The sequence below is a fragment of the Pseudomonas sp. SWRI92 genome (assembly GCF_014268685.1).
Lineage (GTDB): Bacteria > Pseudomonadota > Gammaproteobacteria > Pseudomonadales > Pseudomonadaceae > Aquipseudomonas > Aquipseudomonas marvdashtae.
Window position 1 is genome coordinate 451154 of the sequence record NZ_JABWQY010000002.1, and the last position, 17141, is coordinate 468294.

The window sequence follows — 17141 nt, forward strand, 5'->3', positions numbered from 1 at the left end:
AGTTAAAAAAGTTCAGCGATTTTATGACAAACCGACAGTCGGTTGACGCCAGAGTTTGCGTGTGGGTTCAGGTTGCCGCAAAATGCCGGCCTTCCAAGCTTGACGCTGCTGCACGGCCAATAAGAAAACCGCTGCTGTCATCGTGTGTGATCTGCCTTGAGGGGGGCAATCGATGAAACGCAAACCGGATTTGTTGTGGATACTGGTCATCCTGTTCGGCCTCGGGGTCGTAACCACGGGTTACGCCCAGAGTTTATGGAGCAACAAGACCGATGCTCCGGTAGAAATCACCCAACCAGCGCCTTCGCTCAAGCGCTGAGCTTGTTTTCCAAGACGCCGCTATTCTCGCGGCGTCTCTCGTGCAAAGTACCAACGCCTGTCGCTGACCGTTCCCTGTAGCGGTACATCCCAACTTGCCTGTGCCAATCGTTCGACTTTCTGACACTCGTGGGCCAAGCCCAGCAATGTCGGCTTACGCCATTGTCTGCGTCGCGACAGGTACGCCAGGCTGCGGTCATAAAAGCCGCCACCCATGCCTAGCCGACCTCCCGCGTCGTCAAATCCGACCAGCGGCAACAATACCAAGTCCAGTGTCCAGACCTTGCGTTGCCGGGCGATATTCTTGCGCGGTTCAGGGATACGAAAGCGATTGGGCTGCATTTTCTCGCCGGGATGGATTCGCTGGAAGACCATCTTGGTTTGCGGCCATGGGCTGAGTACCGGCAGGTAGACGGCCTTGCCCCGGCGTTGGGCAGCGCGCAGTAGCAGGCGCGGATCGATCTCGCCGTCGTTGGGCAGGTACAGGGCGATGTGTCTGGCGCGGCGAAACAGCGGATGCTGGGCCAGTTGCCGATAAAGCCCGTGAGCGGCTTGCCGCTGTTGGGCAGGTGTCAGGGCGCGACGGGCCTGGCGCAGCAGGCGTCGAAGTTGCGGGCGAGACAGCAGCGCAGGTTCAGTCATATCGATGCTTCACGAGTCGGCGACATCGGACAGCGTAACCGCAAACGATGCGACCAGAAATGCCAAACGCCAGAAACGACAATGCCAGTCATGAATGACTGGCATTGTTTCGAGAATCAGGCTCCCCGGATGAACCGCTGTCGGCTTAGCCCTTGAACCCGAAAGTTCAAGGTGGAAGTTGCAGGAGGCGTTAAGGCTTTCCGTCAAGCGGACATGCACACCGGCCCCAACGTGCAACCCCCGTGGTTGTGCGTATCGGCTCAGGGACATCACCAACTGGCAAGCACCCCAGGGAGTGACGTCAGTATACCCCAGGCAGTCGCGCGAATCAGCCCTTGCTGACGTCCGGATCGGTGGCGAGTACCAGATCCACCCGATCAAGCAGGTCGCGAACCTGTTCACGGGTCGAGCCACTGACCTGTACGTCCGGCGTATCCTGGCGATGCAGCAGGTCGTGGGTGATGTTCAAGGCGGCCATCACGGCGATGCGATCAGCGCCGATGACTTTGCCGCTGCTGCGGATCTCGCGCATCTTGCCATCCAGGTAACGGGCGGCGCTCACCAGGTTGCTGCGCTCTTCCTGGGGACAGATGATCGAATACTCTTTATCGAGGATCTGCACGGTAACGCTATTGCTTGAACTCATGAGTCTTGCTCCAGGGCCTTGAGGCGCGAAATCATCGATTCGACCTTACGCCGGGCGATTTCGTTTTTTTCAATGAGGTGCGCGCGTTCCTCGCGCCAGGTTTTTTCCTGAGCTAATAGGAGTCCGTTTTGGCTCTTAAGTTGCTCGACCCGGTCAATTAGCAACTCGAGTCTGGCCATCAGCGCTTGCAGGTCGGTGTCTTCCATTGTGTCCACTGAAGATTGTGTCTGATGGGGGATAAGGGTCGCACAGCCTTTAATGGTCTTGGCGAGTCTGTCGATGTAGGATACAAGGCCTCCATTCTAGACATAGCGCCGTCTGGCGCCTAGCTGCCCATGCCCATTCAGAATTCCCCGTACCAAGCGTTCGCCACCCTGCTGAGCACCAGCGGTCATCCTGTCTCGCCTGCAGAGCTGCATGGCTTGTTGCTCGGTCGCAGTTGCGCCGGCGCCGGTTTCGAAGCCGACGGCTGGTTGGCCGACGCCGCCGAGCTGCTGGAAGGCGAGCCGGCGGACAACGTCCGTAACGCGTTGATCGGCCTGCAGGAAATGGTCAAGGGCGAGTTGACCAGCGACGACATGACCGTCGTCCTGCTATTGCCCACTGACGACGCCCCCTTGGCCGAACGCGCCGCGGCGCTGGGCCAGTGGTGCCAGGGCTTCCTCGCCGGTTTCGGCCTGACCCGCCGCGAATACGCGCTGAGCGAAGAAGCGAAGGAAGTGTTGCAGGACTTGGCCGCGATCTCCCAGGTCCAGGATGCCCTGGAAGAGTCCGATGACGGCGAAAGCGACTACATGGAAGTGATGGAGTACCTGCGGGTCGCGCCATTGCTGCTGTTCACCGAGACCAAGAAAACCGATGCAGCGGCCCCCAAGCCGTCCTTGCATTAATTTTTAGAGGGAACCCCGTCTGCCCATGATTCATATCCCGAAATCGGAATACAGCCGTCGCCGCAAGGCCCTGATGGCGCAGATGGAACCCAACAGCATCGCAATCCTGCCCGCCGCCGCCGTTGCGATCCGCAACCGCGACGTCGAGCACGTCTACCGCCAGGACAGTGACTTCCAATACCTCAGCGGCTTTCCCGAGCCGCAAGCGGTGCTGGTGCTGATGCCCGGCCGCGCCCATGGCGAATACATCCTCTTTTGTCGCGAGCGCAACGCCGAACGAGAGTTGTGGGACGGCCTGCGCGCGGGCCAGGAAGGTGCGATCCATGACTACGGTGCCGACGACGCCTTTCCCATCACTGACATCGACGACATCCTGCCGGGCCTGATCGAAGGCCGCGACCGGGTGTACTCGGCCATGGGCAGTAACCCGGAGTTCGACCGGCACCTGATGGAATGGATCAACGTGATCCGGTCCAAGGCCCACCTTGGCGCCCAGCCGCCGAACGAATTCGTTGCCCTGGATCATTTGCTGCACGACATGCGCCTGTATAAAACGGCGGCGGAAATAAAAGTCATGCGCGAAGCGGCGCGGATTTCCGCCCAGGCGCACATCCGCGCTATGCAAGCGGCGCGTCCGGGTCTTTACGAATACAGCCTGGAAGCGGAGCTAGACTATGAGTTTCGCAAGGGCGGCGCAAAAATGCCGGCCTACGGTTCCATCGTCGCGGCCGGGCGCAACAGCTGCGTGCTGCATTACCAGCAGAACGATGCGCTGCTCAAGGACGGTGACCTGGTGCTGATCGATGCCGGTTGTGAAATTGACTGCTACGCCAGCGACATCACCCGGACCTGGCCGGTCAGCGGCAAGTTCTCGCCCGAGCAGAAGGCGATCTACGAAATAGTGCTGGCCGCCCAGGAAGCCGCATTCGCCGAAATCGCGCCGGAGAAACACTGGAACCAGGCCCACGAAGCAACAGTCAGGGTCATTACCGAAGGTCTGGTGCAGCTCGGGCTGTTGGAGGGCGAGGTGGATGAATTGATCGCCAGTGAAGCGTACCGGGCGTTCTACATGCACCGCGCCGGTCATTGGCTGGGCATGGACGTGCACGACGTGGGCGAATACCGGGTCGGCGGCGAGTGGCGAGTGCTGGAGGTCGGGATGACCCTGACGGTGGAACCGGGCATCTACATCGGCCCGAACGACCGCCGCGTCGCGAAAAAATGGCGCGGCATTGGCGTGCGCATCGAGGATGACGTGGTGGTAACCAAGACCGGTTGTGAAATCCTGACCCGTGGCGTGCCGAAAACGGTCGCCGAAATCGAGGCCCTGATGGCCGATGCGCGGACCCAGGCGGCATGAGCCGGGTCAATGTGGCAATCATCGGGGGCGGCCTGGTTGGCGCAAGCCTGGCGCTGGCCTTGCAGGCCGGGGCCAAGGCCCGGGGCTGGACGATCATGCTGATCGAGCCCTTTGCGCCTGGTGATGCCTGGCAGCCAAGCTACGATGCGCGTTCATCGGCGCTCTCATTCGGCGCGCGGCAAATTTATCAACGCTTGGGCCTGTGGCAGGAAATTTCCCGTCGCGCCGAGCCGATCAAGCAGATTCACGTCTCCGACCGTGGGCGGTTTTCCACGGCGCGGTTGTCCGCCATGGAGGAGGGCGTGCCGGCCCTGGGCTACGTGGTGGAAAACGCTTGGCTCGGCCAGTGCCTGTGGCAAGGCCTGGATAAAGACGTTGTCAGTTGGCGGTGTCCGGCGCAAGTCACCCGAATGGAGCCGCAAGTCGCTGGGTATCGACTGACCCTCGACGACGAAACCACCGTGGAATGCGAACTTGCGGTATTGGCCGATGGCGGTCGCTCCGGATTGCGAGAGCAGTTGGGCGTCGGTGTGCGAAATCGACCCTACGACCAGAGCGCCTTGATTGCCAACGTCACGCCTGGTGAGGCCCACAACGGCGTGGCGTTCGAGCGCTTCACCGATGACGGCCCGATGGCCTTGTTGCCATTGCCGGAAAATCGTTGTGCATTGGTCTGGACGCGCCAAGGCATGGACGCGCAACGGCTGGCCTCCCTCGACGAGCGCAGCTTCCTCGCTGAATTGCAGCATGTGTTCGGCTACCGGCTGGGCACGTTGAAACAAGTGGGCGCGCGGCATCTGTATCCGCTGGCGCTGGTGGAGGCCGAGGAGCAAGTCCGATCGCACCTGGCGATCCTCGGCAATGCGGCCCACAGCCTGCACCCGATTGCCGGGCAGGGATTCAACCTGTCCTTGCGTGATGCGCAGGCCTTGGCCGATGCATTGCTCGAGAGTGACAGCGCGCCAGGCGATTTTGCTGTATTGCAAGCCTACCGCGAGCGTCAGCGGCTGGACCAGGCCCTCACCGTGGGCTTCTCCGACCAAGTGACGCGCCTGTTCAGCAGCGACCTGCCCCTGGTCTCCCTCGGGCGCAACCTCGGTCTGCTGGGGCTTGACCTGCTGCCACCGGCCAAGCGCTGGTTCGCCCGCCAGGCCATGGGATTGGGGACGCGTCCCGATGCGTGATCCGGCTCATTCTTTTCACGGGCGACCGATGTCGCCAGCAACACAGGCTTAAAGCATGGAATTGCGTGCAGATCTGCTGATTGTCGGTGCCGGTATGGTCGGCAGCGCCCTGGCGCTGGCGTTGCAGGGCAGTGGCTTGCAAGTGCTGTTGCTCGACGGCAGTCCGATGAGCGTCAAGCCCTTTGATCCCCATGCGGCGTTCGAGCCCCGGGTAAGTGCCTTGTCGGCCGCCAGCCAGCGGATCCTCGAGCGTCTGGGCGTCTGGGACGGCATCACCGCCCGACGTGCGAGCCCTTACTCCGACATGCATGTGTGGGACGGCAGCGGCACTGGGCAGATTCACTTTTCAGCCGCCAGCCTGCATGCCGAAGTCCTGGGGCATATCGTTGAAAACCGTGTCGTGCAGGACGCCTTGCTGGACCGATTGCACGATTGCGACCTGGGCCTGCTGGCCAATGCGCGGCTGGAGCAGATGCGTCGCTCCGGCGATGATTGGCTGCTGACCCTGGCCGATGGCCGCACCTTGCGCGCGCCCCTGGTGATTGCCGCCGACGGGGCGAATTCCGCCGTGCGTCGACTGACGGGGATCGCCACGCGTGAGTGGGATTACTTGCACCACGCTATCGTCACCAGCGTACGCAGCGCCCGGCCTCATCGTCACACCGCGTGGCAACGCTTTACCGACGACGGTCCGCTGGCATTCCTGCCGCTGGAACGCGACGGTCAACACGACTGGTGCTCGATCGTCTGGTCGACGACACCGGGTCAAGCGCAGCGCTTGATGGCGCTTGATGACGGCAGTTTCTGTGCCGAACTGGAGCGGGCTTTCGAGGGCCAGCTAGGCACTGTCTTGAATGCCGACCCGCGTCTGTGCGTACCGCTGCGGCAACGTCATGCCAAGCGTTACGTGGCCGAAGGGCTGGCGCTGATCGGCGATGCGGCCCACACCATCCATCCGCTGGCCGGGCAGGGCGTGAACCTGGGGTTTCTCGATGCCGCGGTGTTGGCCGAGGTGCTGTTGCAAGCATCCGGGCGCGGCGAGCGCCTGGCGGACGCCAAGGTACTGAGTCGCTACGAGCGGCGGCGCATGCCGCATAACCTCGCATTGATGGCGGCAATGGAAGGCTTCGAGCGATTGTTCCAGGCCGACCCATTGCCGGTGCGCTGGCTGCGTAACACTGGTCTGAAGCTGGTAAACCGCATGCCCGAGGCCAAGGCCTTGTTCGTGCGCGAGGCGCTGGGGTTGACTGGAGACTTGCCGGATCTGGCCAAGGTTTAAGTCCGGATCTCCACTCTTGCAACATTTGGAAATGTGTCTGCCCACTGTTCGATTGTGGTGCTAAATGTGAGTCCTTATCATTTGCGCTCGTTCACAATCGAGAGACCGCTACCATGTTGGCAACCAGACGCCTGCTGTCCGCCCTCGCACTGACCCTGATTGGCACTTCTGTCGCTCAGGCCGCCGATGAGGTAGTGGTTTATTCCTCGCGCATCGATGAACTGATCAAACCGGTTTTTGACGCCTACACCAAGAAGACCGGCGTATCGGTGAAGTTCATCACCGACAAGGAAGCGCCATTGATGCAGCGGATCAAGGCTGAAGGCGCCAACGCCACTGCCGACCTGCTGCTGACCGTCGATGCCGGCAACCTCTGGCAGGCTGAGCAGATGGGCATTCTCCAGCCGTTCACCTCCCCGGTGATCGATGCCAACATCCCGCCTCAGTACCGCGCCTCTTCCCACGCCTGGACCGGCCTGAGCCTGCGGGCGCGGACCATTGCCTACTCGACCGACCGGGTCAAGCCGGGCGAACTGACCACCTACGAGGCGCTTGCCGGTAAAGAGTGGGAAGGCCGCTTGTGCCTGCGCACCTCGAAAAAGGTCTACAACCAGTCGCTGACCGCCACCCTGATCGAAACGCATGGCGCGGAAAAAACCGAGGAAATCATCAAGGGCTGGGTCAAGAACCTATCCACCGATGTGTTTTCCGACGACACCGCATTGCTTGAAGCGATCAACGCCGGCCAATGCGACGTTGGCATCATCAATACCTATTACTACGGTCGCCTGCACCAGCAGAAGCCAGACTTGAAAGTTAAGCTGTTCTGGCCTAACCAGGCCGACCGAGGCGTGCACATCAACCTCTCGGGCATCGGCCTGACCAAGCATGCCCCGCATCCGGAAGCCGCGAAGAAACTGGTGGAATGGATGACCACCCCAGAAGCGCAGAATATCTTCGCCGACGTGAACCAGGAATTCCCCGCTAACCCGAAAGTGGAGCCGTCCAAGGAAGTCGCGGCGTGGGGCAAGTTCAAGGCCGATTCCCTGCCGGTGGAAGTGGCGGGCAAACGCCAGGCCGAAGCCATTCGCCTGATGGATCGCGCTGGCTGGAACTGATACAAGTCCGCTTCAGTTCGTTGATGATATGTGGCGAGGGGGCCTGCTCCCTCGCCACATAAGCCATTTGTCAGCGACGACCTTCAACCGAGAACTCTCCTTGACCCACCCCGCCCAACGCCGTTGGTATCCCCTGGTCTTCGCCGTTGCCGGGCTGGTCCTGTTGCCCCTGAGTGTCTTGCTGCTTTCCTGGCAGAGCGTCGACCAGCAGATATGGTCCCACCTGTGGGATACGCAAATGCCGCGTCTGTTGGGCAACACGTTGACGCTGATCGTAGGCGTCGGCATCGGCGTGACAATGTTGGGTGTCAGCCTCGCCTGGCTCACCAGCCTGTGCGAATTCCCCGGCCGCCGTTGGCTGGACTGGGCGCTGATGCTGCCGTTCGCGATTCCCGCCTATGTGCTGGCGTTTGTCTTCGTTGGCCTGTTGGATTTTGCCGGCCCGGTACAAACGCTGATGCGTGAGTGGTTCGGCAGCGGCTTGCGCCTGCCCCGGGTACGTTCGACCGGCGGTGTGATCCTGGTGTTGGTGCTGGTTTTCTACCCGTACGTCTACTTGCTTGCGCGCAGTGCTTTCCTGGCCCAGGGCAAGGGCTTGATGGAAGCCGCCCGGGTGCTCGGCCAATCGCCATGGCAGGCGTTCTGGCGAGTGGCGCTGCCGATGGCCAGGCCGGCAATCGGTGCCGGCGTGGCCCTGGCCTTGATGGAGACCCTGGCAGATTTCGGGGCGGTGTCGGTGTTCAATTTCGACACCTTTACCACGGCCATCTACAAAACCTGGTACGGCTTTTTCAGCCTCTCCAGCGCTGCCCAACTGGCCAGCCTCCTGCTGCTGGCGGTCATGGTGGTGCTTTACGGCGAACGTCGCGCCCGGGGCGCCCAACGGGCCGGCAACGAGCGACCGCGGGCCAAGGCGCTGTATCATTTGCGAGGGCTCAAGGCGGTGGCTGCCAGCGGCTGGTGTCTTTTGGTATTCGCCTGCGCGTTTGTCATTCCGGTGCTGCAGTTGGTGGTGTGGTTCTGGCAGCGCGGTCGTTTCGACCTGGACGAGCGTTATGCCGGCTTGATCATTCACACCCTCTACCTGGGCGCCCTCGCGGCCCTGGTCACCGTTTGTGTCGCATTATTGCTGGCTTTCGCTCGACGTCTGGCGCCAAGCCGGCCCATCCGCGCGGGTGTCGGCCTGGCGAACCTGGGCTATGCCTTGCCCGGATCGGTGCTGGCGGTGTCGATCATGCTTGCGTTCAGCTATCTGGACCGTGAGCTGGTCATTCCCCTGTCGGTCCTGCTCGGCGGCGCAGGCAAGCCGTTGCTGCTGGGCAGCCTGTCAGCGCTGTTGTTGGCGTATCTGGTGCGTTTCCTGGCCGTGGCCTACGGTCCTTTAGAAAGCAGCTTGGCGCGTATTCGCCCGTCATTGCCCGAAGCAGCACGTAGTCTCGGGGTCAGTGGGCCGCGACTGTTTTTCAACGTGTATCTGCCGTTGCTGCTGCCCGGCACGTTGAGCGCGGCACTGCTGGTGTTCGTCGATGTACTCAAGGAAATGCCGGCGACGCTACTGATGCGCCCGTTCGGCTGGGACACGCTGGCGGTACGGATCTTTGAAATGACCAGCGAAGGGGAATGGGCGCGGGCTGCACTGCCGGCGCTGACCTTGGTGCTGGTGGGGCTGTTGCCGGTCATCGGATTGATACGGCGTTCGGCCCATCGACGCGTTCTCAACTAATTGAGAGCACGCCTAGGTGTCAGTCCAACAGCATGCGGATACAATGCGCGGCATTCGGTGCGGTCCGTCTGTCGGATCGGGTAGCCAAGAACGTCAGAAAAATCTTTTTCAGACGTTTGGGCTGTGGTTGTACCCGTCCGCACCTTCGCCAAGCCCGGAAGGAGAAACCCATGGGACAGCGTACGCCTCTGTATGACCTTCATCTCGCCCTTGGCGCGAAGATGGTCGATTTTGGCGGTTGGGATATGCCCTTGCACTACGGCTCGCAGGTTGAGGAGCACCATCAGGTGCGTCGTGACTGCGGCGTGTTCGATGTATCCCACATGACCGTGATCGACGTTGCCGGTCCCCAGGCCAAGGCCTGGTTGCAGCGCTTGCTGGCCAATGATGTCGATCGCTTGCAGGACACTGGCCGCGCGTTGTACAGCACTATGCTCAACGAGCGTGGCGGAATCGTCGACGACATGATCATCTACCGGGTCGAGGAGGGTTACCGGCTGGTGTTCAATGCTTCCACCCGCGACCAGGATCTGGCCTGGATGCAGGCGCAACTTGGCGAGTACGCCGTGCAACTGCACGAGCGCCCCGAATTGGCGATGCTGGCCATCCAGGGGCCGCAAGCCCGGCACAAGATTGCCGAACTGGTTACCCAATCACGCGGCCAGTTGATCCAGCAGCTCAAACCCTTCGAAGGCCGCGCCGACGGTGACTGGTTCATCGCCCGTACCGGCTATACCGGTGAAGACGGTTTGGAAATCGTTCTGCCGGCCCATGAAGCCCCGAGTTTTTTCAACGATCTGGTGGGCGCCGGCATTCCGCCCATCGGTCTCGGCGCCCGGGATACCTTGCGCCTGGAAGCTGGCATGAACCTCTACGGCCAGGACATTCACCAGGATGTTTCACCCTTGGCATCGAACATGGCCTGGAGCATCGCGTGGGAACCTGCAAGCCGCCAGTTCATCGGCCGCAGCGCCCTGGAAGCAGAGCTCGCTGCCGGCGTGCAGCACAAACTGGTCGGGTTGGTGCTTGAGGAGCGCGGTGTTCTACGCGCCCATCAAGTGGTCCGCATCGCCGATATTGGCGAAGGGGAGATCACCAGTGGTAGTTTTTCTCCTACGCTTAGCAAGTCGATTGCCTTGGCACGTGTTCCGATGGCTACCGCCGACCGTGCCGAGGTGGAAATTCGTGGCAAGTGGTACCCGGTACGAGTGGTCAAGCCGACCTTCGTCCGCCATGGCAAAACCTTGATCTAACCTTTTGCGGCGGGCCGCTGGCCGCTGACACTTTCTCTTGAGGACACAGAATATGAGTGATATCCCTGCCGAACTGCGTTTTGCCGAAAGCCATGAGTGGGCGCGCCTGGAAGCCGACGGTACTGTCACCGTGGGCATCAGCGATCATGCGCAGGAAGCCTTGGGCGATGTGGTGTTTGTCGAGTTGACTGAAGTCGGTAAGGTTTTTGCTGCGGGCGATCAGGCCGGTGTGGTCGAATCGGTTAAAGCGGCTTCTGATATCTATTCGCCGATTTCAGGCGAAGTGACCGCGATCAACGAAGACTTGGGTGGTTCGCCGGAACAGCTGAACTCCGATCCCTACGGCGCCTGGATCTTCAAGCTCAAGCCAAGCGACAAGGCCGAGCTGGACAAGTTACTCGATGCGGCAGGCTACAAGGCTGCTATCGGCGAATAACCCACACAGGTTATTCAGCTCAGCCTTGGAATATCTTCAGGCAAAAAAATGCCGCTCAACCGAGCGGCATTTTTCATCGACCTGGAATCACTCCTGGGCGATGGCGTTTTTCGCCAGGATCGCGTTGGCCAGTTCCATGTCGGTGGCCTGCAGGCCTGGGTTGTCGGCACGGACTTTCTGCATCGCGGCTTCCAGATAAGGGCCACGAATACCGCCGTCGCTGGCGACGAAGCTGCCGGCGTCGTCCTGGGCGGCAACGATCAGCTTGTTATCCTTGAAGGTCAGGTAGGTGGAACCGGTGGTCGCACCGGACGAGATGACGTTACGCCAAAACGTGTCGGCCATTGCCGAGCCAACGGGAAGAGAAAGCAAGGCCAGGGTCGCGACAGCAAGTTTGAGACGCATGATAGGTGACTCCACAGGGTTAACTATGACGTTGGATTACCCACGCACTGATTCAGTTCCGTGACATGTCAGTCCGTCCGTTCGACTGTCAATATCGCGCCTTCCTGGGCAATTACCTTGACCCGGGCGCCAACGGGCGAATCGGGCCCCTTGGCCAGCCAGACGCCGTCGGCCACCTTGATCTTGCCGCGGCCGTCGACAATCGCTTCATGCACCAGGAAGGCCTTGCCGATGAGTTCCTGGCCACGCAGGTTCAGGTGCGGCTGATCGCTTTGACGAACAGCGCTGCGCTGGCGTCGCCACCAGTACAAGGCTGTCGCGATGGCGAACAGGCCGAACAGCAGGAATTGCATTTCCCAGGGCAGCTGCGGCAGGACGAACGTGAGCACCCCGACGGCGGCGGCTGCCATGCCGATCCACAGCAGGTAACCGCCGGCGCCAAACACTTCCAGGATCAGCAGGATGACGCCCAGCGCCAGCCAGTCCCAGTACGACATTTGCTGCAGGAATACCCACATACGCGCGCCTCAGGCTTTCTTGCTGTCGAAAGTGGCCCTGACGATTTCGCCGATGCCGCCCACTGCGCCGATGACCTGGCTGGCTTCCAGTGGCATCAGGATCACCTTGCTGTTGTTGGCCGAGGCCAGGCGGCCCAAGGCGTCGATGTATTTTTGCGCGACGAAGTAATTCACCGCCTGGACGTTACCGTCGGCGATGGCCTGGGACACCACCTGGGTGGCCAGGGCTTCGGCTTGCGCCTGGCGTTCGCGGGCTTCCGACTCAAGGAACGCAGCCTGGCGGCTGCCCTCTGCCTCGAGGATCTGCGCCTGCTTCTTGCCTTCGGCGGTCAGAATCGCCGCCGCTCGCAAGCCCTCGGCTTCGAGGATCTGGGCGCGCTTGATCCGTTCGGCTTTCATCTGCCCGGACATGGCGGCCATCAGGTCGGCCGGTGGGCTGATGTCCTTGATCTCGATACGCGTGATCTTGATGCCCCACGGCGCCGTGGCTTCATCGACGGTGCGCAGCAGTTTTTCATTGATACCGTCGCGTTGGCTCAGCATGGCATCCAGCTCCATGGATCCGAGCACCGTGCGAATATTGGTTTGCAGCAGGTTGCGGATGGCGTGTTCGAGGTTGTTGACCTCGTAGGCGGCCTGAGCCGTATTGACCACCTGGAAAAAGCACACGGCGTCGATCTGTACCGTGGCGTTGTCGGCGGTGATGACTTCTTGTGGCGGGATGTCCAGCACGCTTTCCATGACGTTGATCTTGCGACCGATGCGATCCATCACGGGAATGATGATGTTCAGGCCGGGCTTGAGCGTGTTGGTGTAGCGGCCGAACCGCTCGACTGTCCATTGGTAGCCTTGCGGCACGACCTTGAATCCCATGAACAGGATGGCGACCACGAGGCCGATAAAAAGTAGAAGTACGCTACCGATTTGCATGACTGTTCCCTGTGCGAATTAATGGACCTGCGAAGCTCCCAGTGTAGGGCAAACAGCCATTATCTTTGCCATGGTCCTTTCCGGTTTGTTTGTGGGACCTTTCCGTTCCTTCGCCGGACGGTGCCTACTTCTGCTCGCTCTGCGGCGTTACCCGCAACACTTCCTCGACGGTGGTCAAGCCCGCCGCGACTTTTTGCGCCCCTGAAAGTCGCAGGCTGCGCATGCCTTCCTTGAATGCCTGGCGGCGCACGGCCAGCAGGTCGGTGTCGGGGTGGATCAAACCTTTGACGCTGTCTGTCAGTTGCATGATTTCGTACACCCCGGCGCGCCCGCGATAGCCGGTGTCGCGACATTCCGAACAACCGACGGCTTGATGGGCGTTGGTGGGCAGGGGAGCCTGCCAGGGACGCGTCAGGGTTTGCCAGTCGTCTTCGTCCAGGGTCAAGGGCGACTTGCAATGCGGGCACAAGGTGCGGACCAGGCGCTGGGCCATGACCCCGAGCACCGTGGCCTTGATCAGGTAATGCGGCACGCCGAGCTCCAGCAGGCGGCTTATGGCACTCGGCGCATCGTTGGTGTGCAACGTCGATAGCACGAGGTGCCCGGTGAGTGCTGCCTGGATCGCCATTTCCGCGGTTTCGAGGTCACGAATCTCACCGATCATGATGATGTCCGGGTCTTGTCGCATCAGCGCGCGCACGCCCGCGGCAAAGGACAACTCGATATTGTGCTGCACCTGCATCTGGTTGAAGGACGACTCGACCATTTCAATCGGATCTTCGATGGTGCAGAGATTCACCTCCGGCGTCGCCAGTTTCTTCAGCGTGGTGTAGAGAGTGGTGGTCTTGCCGGACCCGGTGGGGCCCGTTACCAGGATGATGCCGTTGGGCTGGCGGGTCATGTCCTGCCAGCGCCGCAGGTCGTCGGCGGAAAAACCCAACTGGTCGAAATCCTTGAGCAGCACTTCCGGATCGAAAATCCGCATGACCATTTTCTCGCCGAACGCTGTCGGCAGGGTCGACAGTCGCAACTCCACTTCACCGCCGTCCGGGGTCTTGGTCTTGACGCGGCCGTCCTGCGGCTTGCGTTTCTCAGCGACGTTCATTCGGCCCAGGCTCTTGAGTCGGCTGATGATGGCCATCGTCACCTGTGGCGGGAACTGGTAGACAGTGTGCAGCACCCCGTCGATGCGAAAGCGCACGGTGCCTTGCTCGCGGCGCGGTTCGATGTGGATATCGCTGGCGCGTTGCTGGAAGGCGTACTGGAACAGCCAGTCGACGATATTGACGATATGCGCGTCGTTGGCGTCCGGCTCCTGATCGCTGGCGCCCAGGTTGAGCAACTGTTCGAAATTGCTCAGGTTGCTCGGTTGCTGGTCGACCGTGGTGGCGCCGCTGACCGATTTGGCCAGGCGATAGAACTCTACGCTCAGGCGCTGGATATCCACCGGGTTGGCGACCACCCGCTTGACCGGTAGCTTGAGCACGTGGGTCAGGTCCGATTCCCAACTGCTGACATAGGGCTGGGCACTGGCGACGGTGACGGCGTCGCGATCGACCGCCACGGCGAGGATCTTGTGACGTTGCGCAAAGGCATAGGACATCAGCGGCGTAACGGCCGCCACGTTGATTTTCAACGGATCGATGCGCATGTAGGGCTGGTCGGCCTGCTGGGCCAGCCACAGGGTCAGGTTTTCCAGGTCCAGGCGCTTACCGGGGCGACTAAGGTCGTCGAGGTGCTGGTTGGCAATGAATTCTAACGGGTGCAACTGGCTGTTGGCGTTATGGCGCCGGCGGGCGTTAAGCGCTGTTTCGGCTGAATCCTGGCTGATGATGCCCTGGGCGACCAGTTGGCGCAGCAGATCGTTGAGGTCCAGCCAGCGATCCTGAGTGGCGTGTTTGGTGGACATGAGCGTTCGAGTTCCTATTGGACAATTGCAGCAAAGCCGCGAAGCAGACGCTTCGGCATTCCGGCTTGTTCTGCAAAAGAATAGTCCCGACCCTATGGACCGTTGGGCCACTACCCGACCAATGCGTTTCCAATTTTTGCCCCGAGGCCCTCAACCGACCGCTTGAACCGGTCCGCCCAGCGCAATCTCGGCGTCTTGTACGTCCACCGAACAGATGCTGATTAAGTTACGCAATTTTTCAGCCAGCACTTGGGCACGGTGCCAGCTCAGGCCGCCCAGAAGAACTTCCATGGACAGCAAGTCGTCGTGACGCTGGATCTGCGCAGCCTCAAGCGTCAGGCCCTGCAAGGCAAACAGGTTTAGCACCCGGCACGGCAAGTCCGGCTCGGCTTCGCCCTGCAGCTGAAATTGAACGCGACAATGCGCGTTGGCGGTGTGCCAGACATCGGCGCGGGTCGGGGCTGTTGCGACGGTTTCGAATGAAGGCATGTGCGATCTCCTGAAGTGCGGAAGAAATGTTTACATGCGCGGCGGGGTATTTCTTATCTAAGATGCGTAAGATTCCTAAAATTATGAATTGGCCAAGTCCATAGTTGGATAATTACGGGTTTATCTATGCAAATTGAGCTGGACGCCTACGACCGCAGGATATTGGCGCTGCTGCAAGAGGATGCATCCCTGTCCAGCGCGCAGATCGCCGAGCAGGTAGGTTTGTCCCAATCACCTTGTTGGCGGCGGATTCAGCGGATGAAGGAGGAGGGGGTCATACGTGGGCAAGTGACGCTTCTGGATCGCAAGAAAATTGGCCTGAACACGCAGATTTTCGCCGAGATCAAGCTCAACGCCCATGGCCGCTCGAATTTCACCGAGTTCACCGAGGCGATCCGTGGCTTTCCCGAGGTGCTGGAATGCTACGTGCTGATGGGATCGGTGGATTTCCTGCTAAGAATTGTCACGGCGGATATCGAGGCCTATGAGCGATTCTTTTTCGAGAAACTGTCGATGGTGCCGGGGATTCAGGAAGTGAATTCGATCGTGGCGCTGTCGGAGATCAAATCGACGACGAGCTTGCCGGTTATGCGCTGACCGGCCGTTTTTGTGGCGAGGGAAGCACGCTCCCTCGCCGCAGTTTCAGCGCATCACAGGCGCAACAAAGTCTTCCAGGCCCGATTCTGATACACCGCAATAGCCTGCTGCTTGCGCGCATCCAGGGTTTCGTCGGTGATCGGCTCGTTGGCCAGTTGCGCCAATTTGTTCAGTTCGCCATAGAGGCGGTCCATCTCCGGGATTTCCAACACTTGGCGAGCATGGTGAAGCCAGGCCTGGATGCGCTCGATGCGTGGCAATTGCTCCGCGAGGTCTTCCGGTTGCTGCTGGTAACGTTGCAGTTGCAGCGACGAGGCCTCCTCGCTCAGCAGGCGTGGCAGCCAGCTGGCCAGTTGCGCGGCGCCCTGGCGATCGCCACGGGTGTTGCGGCCGGTGGTCCAGCTACGGGCCAGCAGCCAGCGTGAAGCGTTCAGCGAAAAGAGGCCCCAACGTGGGTCTTGCAGCTCTTCGAGGAACTGTTCCGGCGCTGCCTTGCGCACGTCTTCGTCATCCAGCCCAGCCTGGACCAGCGGACGCCAATCTTCCAACAGCGCATCCAGGGCGACGCGCAAGTCGTGGGTCGATTGGCGCGGCGCGGCCTGGCCAAGGCTGCTGAGCAAGGCGCGCAGTTCGGCGAGGTTCTCCACCCAGTCCTGCAACAGTCGCCAATGGCCGTTGAAGCGATATTGCTCGGCCAGGCGCTGGCTGCTGCCGAGCAAATGCCAGCTCAACGCGGCGAAGGCGTCGTCCAGCGGTGTCTCGCCGGCCAGTTGCGGGGCAGGCAGGCTCAGGGCGTAACTGCTGGCGTCATGCAGGCGATAGCCACGTTCGGCCTTGCTGATGTCGCAAGGCATCAAGGGCAGGGTGGCGGCCAGCTCGGCGGCGAGTTCCAGCAGGGCAGCCGGCTCACCTTCGCGCAATTCCAGCTCAAGCTCGCAGATTTCTTCCTTTTGCTTGCCGACTACGACGTGACCCAGGTCCAGCGCGGCTTCGATGACGACTTTGCTTTTGCCACGGCCCCAGGCGATCTCGGCGCGTTCGCGGACGAAATCCGTGGTGAAGATCGGCTTGAGGGTCTTCTTGTCCAGTTCGGCCAGCGCCTCTGGCCAGCATTCGCCTTCCAGCTTCTTGATGTCGAGCTTGGCCTTGGGCAGGTGCCAGTCGTATTCGTTACGCTCGGACAGGCCGGCGATGCTCTGGCCGCGGGTCTTGAGGGTCTGGATCACCTCTTCGCCGTCGCGACGCAGGCGCAGGGCGACTTTGGCCCGGGCCAGCTCACGCTCCGGCGTGTCGAAGTACTGGTTCATCAGTTCGTGGCGTTCCCAGCCACTCTTGTTGCGCTTTTTCAGCAGCGGATGCTCGCGCAGCGCTGCCAGGGTCTCGCGGCTGACGCGGAGTTTGATTTCGGTTTCTTTCTGCATGGCCGGAAAATCCAGGGATCAGG

Annotated in this window: 19 protein-coding genes and 1 other RNA gene; 10 read left to right on the plus strand and 10 right to left on the minus strand. The window is 61.0% G+C overall.

Annotated features, from left to right (window positions below; translation table 11 throughout):
• Positions 1 to 172 precede the first annotated feature (172 nt).
• Entirely contained in the window at positions 173 to 319 is a 147-nt protein-coding gene (locus tag HU762_RS05380) for a hypothetical protein (RefSeq protein ID WP_186633869.1), read from the plus strand.
• Positions 320 to 339: 20 nt separating this feature from the next.
• Here the strand turns inward: HU762_RS05380 and HU762_RS05385 are convergent, their stop codons facing one another.
• The 4 genes from HU762_RS05385 to HU762_RS05400 form a co-directional block, all read right to left on the minus strand.
• A complete protein-coding gene (locus HU762_RS05385; RefSeq protein WP_186633872.1) occupies positions 340 to 960 on the minus strand; it encodes a 5-formyltetrahydrofolate cyclo-ligase in 621 nt (206 codons plus the stop codon).
• Between the two features lie 118 nt (positions 961 to 1078).
• A non-coding RNA gene (gene ssrS / locus HU762_RS05390) (6S RNA) lies at positions 1079 to 1258 on the minus strand.
• A gap of 30 nt (positions 1259 to 1288) precedes the next feature.
• Positions 1289 to 1606: a cell division protein ZapA gene (locus tag HU762_RS05395; protein ID WP_039590276.1), complete on the minus strand. Its 318-nt coding sequence runs from the start codon at positions 1604 to 1606 to the stop codon at positions 1289 to 1291.
• Complete coding sequence (locus HU762_RS05400) at positions 1603 to 1812, minus strand: TIGR02449 family protein (RefSeq protein ID WP_003177365.1); 210 nt, start codon at positions 1810 to 1812, stop codon at positions 1603 to 1605. The genes HU762_RS05395 and HU762_RS05400 overlap by 4 nt, the downstream gene beginning before the upstream one ends.
• A 129-nt stretch (positions 1813 to 1941) precedes the next feature.
• On the opposite strand from HU762_RS05400, the gene HU762_RS05405 reads away from it, so the two are divergent.
• The 8 genes from HU762_RS05405 (at position 1942) to gcvH (ending at position 10849) form a co-directional block, all read left to right on the plus strand.
• Positions 1942 to 2496: a YecA family protein gene (locus HU762_RS05405; protein ID WP_058542287.1), complete on the plus strand. Its 555-nt coding sequence runs from the start codon at positions 1942 to 1944 to the stop codon at positions 2494 to 2496.
• 25 nt (positions 2497 to 2521) lie between these two features.
• Positions 2522 to 3856, plus strand: a complete 1335-nt coding sequence (gene pepP, locus HU762_RS05410) for a Xaa-Pro aminopeptidase (protein ID WP_186633875.1) — start codon at positions 2522 to 2524, stop codon at positions 3854 to 3856.
• Positions 3853 to 5040 (plus strand): 2-octaprenyl-6-methoxyphenyl hydroxylase, encoded by a 1188-nt coding sequence (gene ubiH / locus HU762_RS05415; protein WP_186633878.1) that lies wholly within the window; start codon positions 3853 to 3855, stop codon positions 5038 to 5040. The genes pepP and ubiH overlap by 4 nt, the downstream gene beginning before the upstream one ends.
• A 61-nt stretch (positions 5041 to 5101) precedes the next feature.
• A complete protein-coding gene (locus tag HU762_RS05420) occupies positions 5102 to 6319 on the plus strand; it encodes a 2-octaprenyl-3-methyl-6-methoxy-1,4-benzoquinol hydroxylase (protein WP_186634448.1) in 1218 nt (405 codons plus the stop codon).
• Positions 6320 to 6432: 113 nt separating this feature from the next.
• Positions 6433 to 7437, plus strand: a complete 1005-nt coding sequence (locus HU762_RS05425; RefSeq protein ID WP_186612812.1) for an extracellular solute-binding protein — start codon at positions 6433 to 6435, stop codon at positions 7435 to 7437.
• 100 nt (positions 7438 to 7537) lie between these two features.
• Complete coding sequence (locus HU762_RS05430; protein WP_186633881.1) at positions 7538 to 9160, plus strand: iron ABC transporter permease; 1623 nt, start codon at positions 7538 to 7540, stop codon at positions 9158 to 9160.
• A 170-nt stretch (positions 9161 to 9330) separates the two neighbouring features.
• Positions 9331 to 10413 (plus strand): glycine cleavage system aminomethyltransferase GcvT, encoded by a 1083-nt coding sequence (gene gcvT / locus HU762_RS05435; RefSeq protein WP_186633884.1) that lies wholly within the window; start codon positions 9331 to 9333, stop codon positions 10411 to 10413.
• Positions 10414 to 10465: 52 nt separating this feature from the next.
• Positions 10466 to 10849: a glycine cleavage system protein GcvH gene (gcvH, locus tag HU762_RS05440; RefSeq protein ID WP_186633887.1), complete on the plus strand. Its 384-nt coding sequence runs from the start codon at positions 10466 to 10468 to the stop codon at positions 10847 to 10849.
• 87 nt (positions 10850 to 10936) lie between these two features.
• On the opposite strand, the gene HU762_RS05445 is transcribed toward gcvH, so the two are convergent.
• From HU762_RS05445 to HU762_RS05465, 5 genes are all read right to left on the minus strand, one after another.
• Positions 10937 to 11254 carry a DUF2388 domain-containing protein gene (locus tag HU762_RS05445; protein ID WP_186633889.1) on the minus strand — a complete coding sequence of 106 codons (318 nt, stop codon included), beginning with the start codon at positions 11252 to 11254 and terminating at the stop codon, positions 10937 to 10939.
• 68 nt (positions 11255 to 11322) lie between these two features.
• Positions 11323 to 11772: an NfeD family protein gene (locus HU762_RS05450; RefSeq protein ID WP_186633892.1), complete on the minus strand. Its 450-nt coding sequence runs from the start codon at positions 11770 to 11772 to the stop codon at positions 11323 to 11325.
• 9 nt (positions 11773 to 11781) lie between these two features.
• A complete protein-coding gene (locus tag HU762_RS05455) occupies positions 11782 to 12702 on the minus strand; it encodes an SPFH domain-containing protein (RefSeq protein ID WP_186612132.1) in 921 nt (306 codons plus the stop codon).
• Between the two features lie 124 nt (positions 12703 to 12826).
• A complete protein-coding gene (locus tag HU762_RS05460; RefSeq protein ID WP_186633895.1) occupies positions 12827 to 14611 on the minus strand; it encodes a GspE/PulE family protein in 1785 nt (594 codons plus the stop codon).
• A gap of 150 nt (positions 14612 to 14761) precedes the next feature.
• On the minus strand, positions 14762 to 15100 hold the full coding sequence (locus tag HU762_RS05465) for a hypothetical protein (RefSeq protein WP_186633898.1): 339 nt from the start codon (positions 15098 to 15100) through the stop codon (positions 14762 to 14764).
• A 126-nt stretch (positions 15101 to 15226) separates the two neighbouring features.
• Between HU762_RS05465 and HU762_RS05470 the strand changes: the two genes are divergently transcribed.
• Entirely contained in the window at positions 15227 to 15697 is a 471-nt protein-coding gene (locus tag HU762_RS05470; RefSeq protein WP_186633901.1) for an Lrp/AsnC family transcriptional regulator, read from the plus strand.
• 53 nt (positions 15698 to 15750) lie between these two features.
• Here HU762_RS05470 and HU762_RS05475 read toward each other — a convergent pair whose 3' ends face one another.
• Complete coding sequence (locus tag HU762_RS05475) at positions 15751 to 17118, minus strand: CYTH domain-containing protein (RefSeq protein WP_186633904.1); 1368 nt, start codon at positions 17116 to 17118, stop codon at positions 15751 to 15753.
• Positions 17119 to 17141: the final 23 nt, after the last annotated feature.